The organism is Arthrobacter gyeryongensis, assembly GCF_039543785.1.
Classification (GTDB): Bacteria; Actinomycetota; Actinomycetes; order Actinomycetales; family Micrococcaceae; genus Arthrobacter; species Arthrobacter gyeryongensis.
In genome coordinates, this window is the sequence record NZ_BAABKK010000027.1 from 1 (window position 1) to 13498 (window position 13498).

6 protein-coding genes are annotated in these 13498 nt (G+C 63.0%); 3 read left to right on the forward strand and 3 right to left on the reverse strand.

All coding sequences use genetic code 11. The features are described 5' to 3' along the window. The 3 genes from ABEA18_RS18670 to ABEA18_RS18680 form a co-directional block, all read right to left on the reverse strand. A partial coding sequence (locus ABEA18_RS18670) for a hypothetical protein (protein ID WP_345451633.1) occupies nt 1-1526 on the reverse strand: 1526 nt, incomplete at its 3' end. Between the two features lie 124 nt (nt 1527-1650). After that, on the reverse strand, nt 1651-6099 hold the full coding sequence (locus ABEA18_RS18675) for an outer membrane protein assembly factor BamB family protein (protein WP_345451635.1): 4449 nt from the start codon (nt 6097-6099) through the stop codon (nt 1651-1653). A 57-nt stretch (nt 6100-6156) separates the two neighbouring features. After that, nucleotides 6157-9780 (reverse strand): PQQ-dependent sugar dehydrogenase, encoded by a 3624-nt coding sequence (locus ABEA18_RS18680; protein ID WP_345451637.1) that lies wholly within the window; start codon nt 9778-9780, stop codon nt 6157-6159. A gap of 1036 nt (nt 9781-10816) precedes the next feature. On the opposite strand from ABEA18_RS18680, the gene ABEA18_RS24715 reads away from it, so the two are divergent. From ABEA18_RS24715 to ABEA18_RS18690, 3 genes are read left to right on the forward strand one after another with little or no spacing between them, the layout of a single operon-like run. Then, complete coding sequence (locus ABEA18_RS24715) at nt 10817-11257, forward strand: GtrA family protein (RefSeq protein WP_425550551.1); 441 nt, start codon at nt 10817-10819, stop codon at nt 11255-11257. After that, nucleotides 11208-11936 carry a glycosyltransferase family 2 protein gene (locus ABEA18_RS18685; protein WP_345451639.1) on the forward strand — a complete coding sequence of 243 codons (729 nt, stop codon included), beginning with the start codon at nt 11208-11210 and terminating at the stop codon, nt 11934-11936. The genes ABEA18_RS24715 and ABEA18_RS18685 overlap by 50 nt, the downstream gene beginning before the upstream one ends. Then, complete coding sequence (locus tag ABEA18_RS18690; RefSeq protein WP_345451641.1) at nt 11933-13489, forward strand: ArnT family glycosyltransferase; 1557 nt, start codon at nt 11933-11935, stop codon at nt 13487-13489. Before ABEA18_RS18685 ends, ABEA18_RS18690 begins: the two co-directional genes overlap by 4 nt. The last annotated feature ends 9 nt before the right edge of the window (nt 13490-13498 follow it).

The following is a 13498-nucleotide window of genomic DNA, read 5'->3' on the forward strand; positions in this document are numbered from 1 at the left end:
GCGTTGATCGTCCAGGTGCCGGTGTTGGGATCGAAGGACTGGCTCCCCGTCGGGGCCGGATTGCCGATATCCGCGCACGCCCAGGGTGTCGGACAGGTCAGCGGCGGCTGCGGGGCCGGTGGAGCGGTGCTGACCGCCACCGTGTCGGCCGTCACGGCGTTCAGCTGTGTGCTGTTTTGCGACGTCACTGCCAATCCGGCGAGCAGGGCGGAGCCGAGGTTCAGGGATACGGTCGAGCCGGGGATCGGGCTCCAGACGTAGCCGTCAGTGGAGGTGTATGCCGTGAAGGTGCTCCCATCACCGGCCACCCACAGGTAGGCCGGGACGGCTCCGGGCGGATTGACAACCGTGGTCGTCGTCCCTCCCTGGGCGGCCCGATCTTCCACCTCGATTCCGTTACCCGGCGTCACGAACGCCGCGTAGTACGGCGAGCCAGGGTCGGTGCTCGTCCGGAGCATGACCCCCGCCTTGGCCGACGAACTCGTGTTGGTCTGCGACGCGAGGTGGGCGCCGATGCCTCCGCCGGCCGACAGGTTCTGCCACAGGAAGTGGAACTGATCGGACGTCCCTGTGGTGTCGTTGCCTCCGCCCTGGATCGTCCATGTGCCTGTGGTCGGGTCGAGGGTCTGGCTGCCGGGCGGGGTTGCGCTGCCGATGTCGGCCGAGTTCCAACCCGCGGACGAATTGTTGGTCCACATCACTCGCACCGGGTTGGACTGGAAGCTACCAACCGTTGTGACGCTGGCGGCCACAACGTCCTCACCCTGCGATGCTCCCGAATAGGTGAACGATGCGTTGCCGCGCATGTCGGTCACCGCGCTCCCTGACAGGCCAACATCGGGGCCGCTGGTCACTATGAACTTGACGGTGACGTTTGGTAGTCCGGCGCCACCGCCGTCGAGGAGGGACGCGGTCTCGGTGACCTGCTGACCGGCGAACCGGGTGATGGTGCCGGGGTTCAGCCGAAGAGACGCGGCGTTCGTACCTGCAGCGCCGATCGGACGCCACTGGATCGATTCGTTATGCCCGCAATACCCAGCGTCGATGCCACCGGTGTCAAGAACGTGCGTGCTGTCCGCCAGTGTGGTGGCGACCCCGCCGATCGTGATCGTGACCGTCGGCGCGACGGTGACCGCGGTGCAAATGTTGGGCGGGTACCCGCTCGTATCGAAGTTGTCGTAGCCCGGGTTGTTGGTGGGTGGGTTTTCGGTCAGGATCGCACTTTTGCCGGCCGGGACCGTGAACGAGCCCCAGAGGTTGTTGAATACCTTGCCGCCGGTGATCGAGGAGTGGATGTCGACCGAGACGCTGCCGACGGTGACTGGAGTAGATCCGTTGTTGTCGAGCCGGATCGCTCCGGCGTCGTAGCACACCGTGAGGGTGCCGCATGCGGTCTGGCCGGGAACGGTCCCGCCGAGAAATGCGGTGTTCGGCGCTCCCGCCCAGGGGACCGGGAACGACGCCGGGTCGGGCGTGTTGATCTCCTTGTCCTCGGCGTAGCCGACGAAGACCGACAGGCCGCTCACCGACCCCACTTTGACCGCTGCGTGGCTGCTCGGGCCAGCTACGGTCGTTACTGTGATTACAGCCAGTAGTAGCGGCAGCGTGGCTAACGTGCGACGGATCCGGCCCATTGAACTACACCCTTTCTCACGGCGTTGTCGTCACTGAGTCGATTCCAACGGTGGAGATCGCCCCCGTGTTGTGCGAGGTAACAGCGAAGCCGCGGAGCAAGGTGCCGGAAAGGTTCGCCAGCGAAACCGTCGACCCCGGCACCGGATTCCAGGTGGTGCCGTCGCTGGACGTGGCGGCCGCGAACGTGCTACCGGTCCTCGTCAGTTGCAGGTACACAGGCGCCGTTCCCGCTGTCAGGACTTGGCTGGAGGTCGCACCCTGGGCGGTCCGCCACTGCACGGCGATGCCGTTGCTCGGGGTCAGGAAGACCGCGAAGTACGGTGATCCGGGATCGGTGCTGGCCCGCATCATGAGACCGGCCTTGGCCCACGCGCTGGTGTTCGTCTGTGACGTCACTCGGGCCGTTATCGACCCATCCCCGAACAGTGACTGCCAAACGTAGTGGAAGGCGTCGGCCGTACCCCAGATGTCGTTCCCGCCACCCTGGAGGGTCCACACGCCGCCCGAGAGGTTCTGCCCACCGGCAGGTGTCGCCGTGCCGATATCCGCGCATTGCCATGCACTGGGGCAGACCCCGGGAGGGACGGGTTCGCCAGCGGTGACACCGACGGAGTCCAGGGTGACGGCTGAACCCGTGCCCTGATTGTGCGAGGTGATGGCGAATCCGGCGAGCAGCGGTCCGGTCAGGTTCACGGTTATGGTCGAACCCGGAACAGCGGTCCACGTACTGCCGTCCGGGGACGTGTAGGCCGTGTAGTAGGAATTCGGATTGCTTCCCGTCGTGGTATATCGCCCGATCATCAGATAGGCCGGTGCGGTGCCCGACGTCAGGAGCTGGCCGCTGCTCCCGCCCTGGGTCGTGCGCCACTGTACCGCGACCCCGTTGCCCGGGGTCACGAAGACGCCGTAGTACGGCGAGCCGGGGTCCGTCGTGGCCCGCACCATGGGACCTGCCTTGGCCCACGCGCTGGTGTTCTGCTGGGAGAGGACGTGCGCGGTCACCGACCCATCGGCGCTGAGGGTCTGCGAGACGAAGTGAAACGAGTCGGCGGTCCCCCAGATGTCTCCACCACCACCGAGTTCGCTCCAGGTGCCGGCGCTGAGCTGGTCCTGGCCGGGCGGCAGGGCACCGCCGATGTCGGTACAGCTCCAGGCCGAAGGGCAGAGGTTCGGTGGCGGGTTCGATCCACCTAGCTCTGCGACGTGGTCGATGGTCGCCACCGAGGACAGGCTGGTGCTGTTGGCGTCGCTGGCGATGCCCGCGACCAGCGGCCCGGGGAGGTTGAGAGTGGTGGTGGAGCCGGGCGCGAAGGTGAAGTTGACGCCGTCGGTCGACGTGAATGCGCTGTAGTAGACAACGTTGTGGACGGTGTCGGTGTATCGCGACGCCAGCACCCACAGTGGTGCTGTCGTTGCCGGAGATACCGGAAGGACATCCTCGGTGACCTGGGCGGCCTTCGTTGGTCGCCATTGAACGACGACGCCGTTTTGGGGGGTGACGAAGACGCCGTAGTACGGCGCTTGGGGATCCGTGCCGGAGCGGATCATGACGCCGGATCTCATCCAGCCGGTGCCGCCTGTTTGGGACACGACCCGGGCACTGATGGTCCCGTCACCGTTGGCCGAGTTGGCCGGGGCGTCCGGGAAGTTCTCATAGCTGAAGCGGAAGGTGTCGTACACCCCGAAGATGGTGCCTTGGGCCTGCACGGTCCAGGTGCCATTGAGATAGATCTGGTTGCCCGGATGAATCCCGGTCCCGATGTCACCGCAGGTGAAGCCCTGCGGGCAGATCCCCGGGGGCGGGGTGTCCGCCGGGCTGATGGCCACATTGTTGAAGACGGCGGGTGCAGTGGCGTTCGCTGTCCCGGCGGTAGCCGCCAGACCGGCCAGGTACGAGCCCGAACCGAGGTCGATGGCGACGGTCGAGCCGAGCACCGGGGTCCAGGTGGACCCGTCGGGTGACGTCAGGGCGGAGAGGAACGTCGGCGGCGGGCTGAAGCGGGTGTCCTGGTAGCGGACGATCTGCAGGTATGCCGGCGAGGTCGTCCCGGTCAGCGGGACCGTCTGGGAGGTCTTGATGCCGTCGTAGACACGCCACTGAATCGTTGCGCTTCCGCCGGGGTTGAGGAAGACGCTGTACATCGGCGAGGTGGGGGCGGTATTGGCTCGGATCATGAGGCCGTCCTGGGCCTTGGCTGGCGCCCCGGACTGGGTGACCACCTGGGCGCTGATGGACTGATTGCCAGTAACCGGCTGGTAGACGTAATGCGTGGAGTCGGAGGACCCGCCGAAGCCAGAACCAACACCGGCCAGGGTGTACGAGCCGCCCGACACAGTGGTGTCACCGGCAGGGTTCGGGTTGCCTAGATCCGCGCACGTCCACGGAGCCGGGCAGGGGTCTGCGGGCGCCTGGGGACTCATGGCCGTGGTGACTGTAGTGCCGACGGCGAGGTTGGCGAAGGTCGCCGTCCCGTAGTTCGTCGACGATCCTGAGTCGAGGGCAAGCCCCTGCAGGGTAGTTGTCGGCAGGTCGACGGTGGCTGAGGCCCCTGCGATCAACTGGTAGTTGCTGCCGTCAGTGGAGACGCCGGCGCTGAACTGGTTGCGGGTGCGCTGGATCATGACTGAGACGGGCAGCGTCGGAGAGGCCATTTTTCGCAAGAGGACCGGGTTCTTGGCGAACGAGGACCGGTACCAGACCTGCAGGTCCGGGGGGCTGTCGTTGGGATAGGCGAGCACAGCGAAGAATGGTGATCCCACGTCGACGCTCTGGCGGACCATGATCCCGGCTTGCTGAGCCTGACCGGGCGGAGCAGTTTGCGAAACGATCTGGGCGCTCGTCTGGGCATCGCCGGTGACGGGCTTCGAGATGAATCTGAACTGGTCGCCGGTGCCTTTGATACCGGATCCGCTTGCCGTCACCGTCAACGCTCCACCAGTGGTCTGTTCGCTGCCGCGAGGTGGCTTGTGGATGTCCTGGCAGGTGAAACCGGCGGGACAATTGGGATCGGTCGGTGTTTGCGCGGGTGTGGCGCCCAGTCCGAAGGCGTACAGCTTGCCGTCCAACGCGCCCACGTAAAACTGGCTCTGGGCTATGGAGACGCCCCCGTAGACGGTGGCCGGCAGCACGTAGGAGTACAGCAGTGCGCCGTTAGACGCGTTGACGACCTCGAAGGTCGATCCCTCGACCTCACCGATCATTCCGTTGACGTAGGCCGGAGACCCCAAGATCGGCTGATCAGTCTGGCGTACCCACAGAGTATTGCCAGATCCCGGGTCGAAGGCGGTGATCGAGCCACCGGCACCGCGGCCGTTGACCACGTTGTTCCCGCCGGCGAAGTACAGCACGCCGTTGGCGAAGATCCCCGACGCGATAGAGCCGTTGCCGCACGTCGGGCAGGCTCCGCCGATGGCGATCTGCCGCTGCCAGATCGGGCCGGCCGCCAGGTTGTTGCGGTTGAAGGTGTACAGAATGCCGTTCTTGTTCGCGACCGCAAGGAGCTGGTCGCCGCTGGCGTCGGTGGTGAGCGTCGGCGTCGTGCCCCAGTCAGAGTCGATGACGGCCGCTTCGAAGGGGAGCTGCCAGGAGCTCTTGTAAGCAAGGGTGGTGGCGTCGAGGGCGACGATGGCTTGCGACTGGGTCTGCGTGTAGTTGTTCAGGGTGCCAGAGGACACGAAGACGGTGTTGGTCGTTGTGTCGTACGTCGGTGACGTCCAGATACCGCCACCGAGCTGGCCGCTGGGCACGAAGTTGTAGTCGGCCGCCACCTGGTTGGACGTGAGATCGATCTTCATTAGGTGACCCTGCACGAGCGGGTTGTCGCAGTTGCTGGCCACTCCGACGTAGGCCGAACCGTTCGCGATGAGCGGGCTCGACCAATTGTAGTGAGCGCCGGTCTGGCTGTTGTCGCCGGTGTAGACCTTCCACAACACGGCACCGGTGGTGGCGTTGAGGGCGTACCAATAGGAATCGCCGCCGCCGACATAGACGACGCCGTTGACGACGGCGGCCGAGGAAGTGACGCCAAGGGTCGCCGGATTGCACGCGGCGTCATTGGTGATGCCGACATACGTCTTCCAGGTCACCGACCCATCGATGGTGCTGACGGCGTACTCGTAGCCATCCCAAGACCCTACGTAGGCGGTCGTACCTACTACGGCCGCCTCTGAGACGACGGGACCGCCGGTCGCGGAGGTCCAGTTCAGCTTCAACAACGACGCGTTGGCGACGCTCAGGTTCGGGTCGGTCGTCGCCGCCGTTCGTGAGGTGTTCTGCAGGTACGTCGGCCAGTCCTGGTATGTTGCCGCAACAGCCGGCGCCGAGGCGGTCGCAAAGCCGGCGAGGGTGCTCGCGGTTAGCGCTAAGGCGGCGGCCACTGCCGCCGGTCGCCGCCCTAGCCGGGTGCCGTGCAGGCGCCATGCCGCCCTATGCCGCCCGACTCCGGCTCGCTGTTCGGAATCCACGTCTGATGCTCCTTGTGTCTGGTTCATGAGGGCTCGGACGAACCCGGCCATGGGTGGCTACGGTCCGGGGGTGTAGCTGACGTTGTCGAAGGTCGCCGTTCCGAGGGCGCTGGTGTTGTGCGAGCATTCGAAGAGACCGAATGTTGCGGGGTCGGTGATCGTGATCGCTTTCGACACCACCTGGCTCCAGGTGGAGCCGTCGGCGGACACATAGGCGGTGAACATTCCCGCCGACCTGGTGAGTTTCATCCACACGTTCGGGAAGGTGTACGTGCCGCCGCCGACGGAGGAGTTGAAGTTGTACTGGACCTTGATGCCCCCTCCCGGAGCGACCGAGATCAAGAAGTACGACGATCCCGCGGTCGTCGATTGCTTGAACATGACCCCCGCCTTCGCGTTCGAGCTCGTGTTTGACTGCGAGGTGACGCGGGCGATGAGCGTGCCGTTGCCGTTCACCGGCTGGTAGGCGTAGTTGAACTGGTCGTTCGTCCCGTAGATGTCGGCCCCCGCCCCGTTCACGGTGAACACGCCGTTGGAGTAGCTCGCCGAGCCAGCGATGGCCGGGGAGCCCACGTCGCCGTCAGCCCACGGCGACGGCAGCGGGGCTGGGGGAGGTGGTGGCGCTGCCGCGGTTATCCGGACGTCGTCGAAGGCCGCCGTGCTGTATTGGCCGATGTTGTGCGAGGTGGTAAACAGGCCGATCGTGACGGGGCCGCTCATGCTGACCGTGGCGATGCCGATCTGGGACCAGCTCACCCCGTCGGAACTTATCCACGATGTGAAGGTGTCGCCGGCCCTCTGCAGCTTCAGCCACTTGTTCGGGTTGCTGTATCCGGCCGGATAAGTCTTCGGTGTGGCTGAGTGCGATCCAGAGTACTGCATCCGCGCGCCGTACCCCATGGCCGGGGTCACCGGTGGAAGCGGGCTGAGGCAGCCGTCAGCGTCGCAGCCCACACCGTTGACGTTCGGGGTATTCGGGCTTACATCGGGCGTGACCAGCGCGTCCACGAACGCAGCTCCGGCGGTCGGCGACTGCTTGATCATCACGCCCGCCTTCGCCCACGGGCTGGAGTTGGACTGGTATCGGACCCGGGCGACGATCGTCGCGTCACCACTGAGGGTCTGGTAGACGTAGTGGAATTGGTCGTTCGCGCCGTAGACATCGGCTCCCGCGCCGTCGAGGTAGAACGTCTGGTTGCCGGCAGAATCGGTCGCGGTATCCGCGGCTCCGGCCATCAGGGGGCTGCCCACGTCGACGCTCTGCCATGACGACGGCAGCGCGGCGGAGACGGCGGCGTAGTTGGCGGTATAAGTCGCACCGCCCGCTGGAGACGTTATCGCATCGGTCAGGGCGCTGCCATCGGCCCAGCCAGCGAACCTGTACCGGGTGCCGGCGGTCGTCTGCACGAGAGCCATGCCCGCCAGGACGTGCTTGACGCCGACTACGTCCTGGCTGCTGTAGGGACCGGTCTGCCACTTGCCGTCAATCGCATACCCCGCCCCCGCGACGTTCGCGGTGGCCGACAATGTCGTGAGATTGGGGTGGAGGTCTTTGGTCACGACCGTCTGAATCCCGAGCGAGTCGGTCACACTGAGCGTGATCCGGTAGAACGTCGAAGGAGTCTGGGACGGATCCGTGGGGATTTGGAAGCTACCGGACGTGATGCCGCTCGTTGGGCCGTAGAACGGGTGGGCCACATCGGCGGTGTAAGAAGGCTGCGCTACGCCGTTGGCGTAGAAATCGACCTTCCAGCTGTAGTCGTAGGCGGGCAGCGTGCCGTCGGCCGCATCGCTTGCGGCCCCGCTGAATGACACCGTGTCCCCGGCGTTGTACGTGCCGGGTGCGCTGATCGACGCCGAGGGCGGGGTGTGCCCGACCACGACCTGAGTCGAGGCCACGCCCGTTTGTGACCCGTTGTTCACGGTGAGGGTCACGGTATATGTCCCGTTGCTGGCGTAGCTGTGCGAGGGGCTCGCGGCGGTCGAAACGGCTGAGCCGTCACCGAAGTTCCACGAGTAGCTGAGCGGCAGGCCGTAAGGGTCGCTGGAGCCGGTCCCGGAAAATTGTACCTGCAGCGGCGCAGCCCCCGCATTCGGGGTCGCAGTGACCGAGGCGGTGGGCGGGAACGGACCGACCGCTGAGATCTTGGTGAAGGTCCCCTCGAAGACGCTTACGAAGTACAGATTGCCGTCCGGGCCCTCCGCGAGGTCGGCGATGGTTCCGGCCGCACTGTCGAAGACGGTGTCGGATGTCTCGGTCTGGTAAGTGGGGTCGAAAGTCACGGCCTCGATGTTTCGGCGGCCGTAGTCACCGAAGAACACAACGTGGTTGTACTGCTGGGGAAACGCCGACCCGGTGTAAGCCGCGATCGCCGACGCGGCGCCGTCAGTCTCATAGTGGCCGTAGGCGTAGGCCGGGTTGATGGCACCGCAGCTCCCGCAGTCGCCCTCGTAGAAGTCCCACCCGTAGTTGCCACCCGGCTGGATCGTGTTCAGCTCTTCCCAGTAGCTCGACCCGGTGTCCTCGGTCATGGCCTTGCCGTTCGGCAGGAACGTAAGGCGGAACGGGTTGCGCAAGCCGTACGCATAGATGGCTTTGACTGCGTTGGGTACGTTCACGAACGGGTTGTCGGCTGGGATGGTGCCGTCGCGATTGAATCGCAGGATCTTGCCGTAGATATTGGTCAGCGTCTGGGCGTTGCTGATCGCGGGAACGTTGTCGCCCACGCTCCACCACAGCTTGCCATCGGGGCCGATCTTCAGGTCGTTGCCGGGGTGGTGCAGATTCTGCGTCTGGTTGCCGCGGTAGTAGACCGTCTCGCTTGACGGATTGATGGTGTCGTTGACGACCGTGAAGCGGGACAGCTGAGCGAAGGGCTGGACCGTTCCCGCGCTGTTCGTGGTCGACACGGTGTAGGACAGGTAGAGGTACCCGTTGGTGGAGAAATTCGGGTCGAAGGCAAGCCCGAGCAATCCGGACTCACCCGAGCTGTCGACGTTGGGCAGCTTGACGACCGGATTGGCGAGCACGGCGCCGTTGCGGTAGATCAGGATCGTGCCGCCTTGCTCCCCGACATAGATGTCACCGTTGGGGGCGAAGGCCAACGCGACCGGCTTGCTGAGCCCGTGGGCGAGCTGGGTCTGTGCGAAGCCGGGCGGCAGGTTCTGGCTGACGGTGGTGCTGGTGGTCGCAGACGCGCTGAACTGCGTCGAGGACTCGGTGCCCGTCACCGTGGCGGTGTCTGACAGCGGCATCCCCGCTGCGACCGTCACCTGCGCCGCGATCGTCACCGCCCACACCTGACCGGCCGCGAGACTCGCCGCGGTGCAAGTCACCTGGCCGGTGTTATAGGCGCAACTACCCAAGTTGGTGCTCAGAGCCGGAGCGCCCCCGTTGCCGCCGGCAACACCGGTCAGGGTGTCGGTGATCGTGGCAGCGGATGCGGCGGAACCCCCGGTGTTGACGACCGTGATGGTGTAGGCAAGCGACTGGCCGGTCGCGACCGGGCTGGGGTTCGACGTGACCGTGATGGACACGGCGCCGGCGGCCGACGCCGGCAGGGCAAAACCGTTCAGGAGTGCCAGCGCCATCGCCGTGCACGCTCCGATGGCGCCCCAAAGGGCCCCGCGACGCCGGGCCGTCGCCCTCTTTTGCATCGAAAGTTTACCCACAACACTCACCGTCCAATCGAAGCCGGAACAACCGGTCACGGATGGGAGTGCTCCCCCGCAAGACCTGCGCTGACCGTACGGCGTCACATCCGACCACGTCGCGAGTGTGCTTCACCCGGTTATGTGCCACTCATGCCCCACGAGCACTCTGGAACTGGTTAACGAAATTACAGCGCCTTGACAGCGCTCAACACCTTGGTAAGCGCTTCCTTGGCGTCGCCAAACAGCAGCGTGGTCTGCGCTACGTAGATGAGTTCGTTCTCGATACCGGCTGCCAGCAGGGCCCGGCCGGGGTGAGCCGGTCGAAGAAACCGGCACTCCCTGAGTAACCAGCCGGATGGGGTCAGGCGGATCCGTACCTCCCCTCAGGCCGCTTCAGTTTGCGCAGGATGACAGGCGACTCGCGGTACCAACCCGGCGGAACCTTGTTGTTTTGGACGGGGGGACCTTGTTGGTTTCGTTCATCCGGCCGCGGTTCCGTCGTGTATAGCTCGCGTCGTGGTAGCCGAGAAGGTGCGGTGTCGTTCTGACACCGTCTGAAGTGGGCCAGGTCGGCGCCGGCCGCCCATCCCTGCGCGGGCAAGTCGCTAAGAAGGCACGCGAAGCCCGGCCAGCCGGATATCGAGCCACAACCGGGATCGACAACCGACACCAACCTTGGCAGCCAGTCCTAGACCAGCCACACCAAGACTCACAGTTGGATATTTCACGAATTCACAAGCCACCCCTTAAACACGCCCCGTGGCACGTCACCGATGTAATCCGCGGGCTAGTGCCGGCGATCCCTTCGGGAGATTCCAAGTAGTGCAAGGCCGCTGCAGGTGGACCTGACTTCCTATCCAAGTATTTCCCACTCATTCCTTTATGCCAGGGATCAAATATGCTGAAATCCATTCCCAAGGAAATTGTTTGCTCAAAAGGCGAAACGGAAGACCATTGATTGTAAAACAAAAAATGCGGTCATTCCGGCAAGCAAAGAAGACATGAAGTCCGCCGCTCTAATGCGCGCTGGTTGCATCCATCCTGTGAAATGGGGGTTGGGGTGATGGTACGGAGAATTTTGCGCTTTGCCGCCGTGGGGATGATATGCCTTTTCCTTCAGCTGGCTTTAATGAAGTTGACTGAACCGTATTTCCTGCCCTGGGTGGCTAACGGAATCGGTTTCGTTGTCTCTGCTCAATTGAACTTCACCTTGAGCTATGTCTTCACTTGGCGCGATTCAAAGCGACAAACCGGCTGGCGCCTCGTGGCGACTTGGTCGAAGTACTGCATCCTTGCCGTAGCGGCAGCTTTCATCAATGCCGCCGCCTTTGTCGCAATCTACGCCACCCTACCGTCTCCGACGGAGCTAATTGTGATTCTCGCGACCATAGCCAGCACATGTTGCACATTTCTTTTTAATCATTTTCTTGTATTCCGATCCGAAAGGCGTCGCCATGACCAAGCCAGGGACAGCATTGTTTATGCCCGCATGGAACGAGGCTGAAAACCTGCCTCTGGTAGTCGATCAAGCGATCACATACCTGCAAGAGTGCGACGAACCCTTTACCGTGATAGTCGTCGATGACGGCAGCACCGACCACACGCCTGAGGTGCTGGAGACCCTCAAGCGGGCGAATTCCGACTGCTTTTCATTCGTTCGTCATCACCACAATGAAGGCTATGGGTCGGCCCTGCGTACGGGATTCCGTGAAGGCCTCAAGACAGGACACGACTGGGTCGGCTTCTGCGATGCGGACGGCCAGTTCATGCCCGCCGATATCGGCAGACTGAAAGACAGCGCCGTCGCTTCTGGAAGCGACATAGCGATCGGTTATCGTCTGGGCAGGGCCGACAACCTCCAGCGTCGCGTCATGGGAAAGACTTGGAGCGTCCTATCCACGTTCCTCCTCGGGCACGAGGCTATCGACGTGGACTGCGGCTTCAAGATCTTCAACCGCAACGCTCTCTTGCATCTTGCCCCTCAGCTCACTAGTCAGCACGCCACTATTTCACCGGAGATGATGGTGCTCGCTCATCGGGCAGGGTACAAAATCGTCCAAGTGGGCGTGCCGCATTACGCCCGCCAGCACGGCACTTCGTCGGGCGCCGACCCGCACGTCGTATGGGAATCCCTCAAGGGGCTGCTACACGTGCGACAGGCTCTTCGGAGAAGTGCGGCATGACAGTTCAGGTTCCGAAAGAGGAGACGGTCAGGCCAATAAGCCGGCCGGACCGCATACAACGCTGGCTGATCGTCTTCGCGGCGGTATTGTCGGTCGCGGCATTTGCCTACTTTTACGGCAAGGACACGATTCTGTCATACAGCGATGCTGTGTCACACCTGGAGATCGCGCGGCGGGTAATCGACGGCGCAACACCGGGGTTCGCGCAGCTGGGCAGTGTGTGGCTTCCTCTTCCGCATCTGCTGGCTCTTCCATTTGTCTGGGTGGACAGCCTCTACTACAGCGGCGTCGCCGGTAGCATCCCCTCGATGGCTGCTTTTGTGGTCACTGCCGGCTTGTTATACAAAATCACCTGGACTCTCACAGGGAACAAGCTGGCAGGAGCGCTGTCGGCCGCGGTCTTCATGACAAACCCGAATGTGCTGTATATGCAAAGCACTCCGATGACCGAATTGCCACTGTTCGCATGCATGGCCGGCATGGTGTACGGCGTACAACGCTGGATCCAAACCGACCATCACCGGTACCTCTTCGGCGCGGGAGTAGCCGGGCTCGTTGGAACCCTGACGCGTTATGAAGCTTGGGTGCTCTTCGCCGTCCTGGTCGCGGTTGTGATTTTTTCAGCCCGGCGCAAAGGCTACAGTTACCTCCGCCTCGAAGGTCTGACTCTTGCTTTCGTCTATGTTGGCGGCCTCGGTGTCGCTGCATGGCTGGGTTGGAATCTGATCATTTTCGGCAACGCGTTTGATTTTGAAAATGGTCCGTACGCCAAGCCTTCCCTCTGGGTGGATGCGGGAGACCAAAACATCGGAAATTGGTGGCACTCGCTCGAAACATACTCCCTTGCCATCGTCGACAATCTCTCCGTGGCAGTGAGTTTGATGGCGCTGCTCGGCCTCGTCGCAGTTGTGGCAAAGGAACGCTTCGCACTACCCACGCTTCCATCGCTGTCGCTTCTGACCCTGGTTCCATTCTTCGTGATTGCACTCGAGCAGGGACAGCGCCCACTCCACATCGAACCGTTGAATGGAGACAATTACAACGCCCGCTTCGGACTGCTCATTATATTACCCGGATCTATCCTTATCGGATACCTAGCTAATTCTTTCCGCGAGCATATCAAGGTGACAACCTTCATTGGTCCACTGTGCGTTTCCATAGCAGTCCTGGTCTCCGTCAACAACTTAGCTACGAATAACATCGTGACGCTCTCGGAGGCCACCAGAATGTCGCAAAACTCGCAGCGGAAGTCTATTGATGAAGCGAGCAGTTTTCTGCGGGCCCATTACAGCGAAGGCAAAGTGCTGGTGCAGTCATTCGGAAATGAAATATTGCTATTTAAGACCCAGATCCCGCCCAGTAAAACCATTTATGAGGGAAGCTACCAGACATGGCAGCCGGCTCTGAACGACCCAGTGGCCAGCAACATTCGGTGGATTGTCATGCGCTCTGAAGACCAGGTTTATCAGGACCTCCACAACAGCCGACTACTTGATAATTACGATCTGGCCTATGCGAACGATGCATACTCCATTTACAAGGAGAGAGCGTGAAAAACAGTC

Excerpts from the sequence above, each read along its gene's own strand:
- ABEA18_RS24715 (WP_425550551.1), top strand. The coding sequence starts at position 10,817 with ATGGTACGGAGAATTTTGCGCTTTGCCGCCGTGGGGATGATATGCCTT.
- ABEA18_RS18685 (WP_345451639.1), top strand. The coding sequence starts at position 11,208 with ATGACCAAGCCAGGGACAGCATTGTTTATGCCCGCATGGAACGAGGCT.
- ABEA18_RS18690 (WP_345451641.1), top strand. The coding sequence starts at position 11,933 with ATGACAGTTCAGGTTCCGAAAGAGGAGACGGTCAGGCCAATAAGCCGG.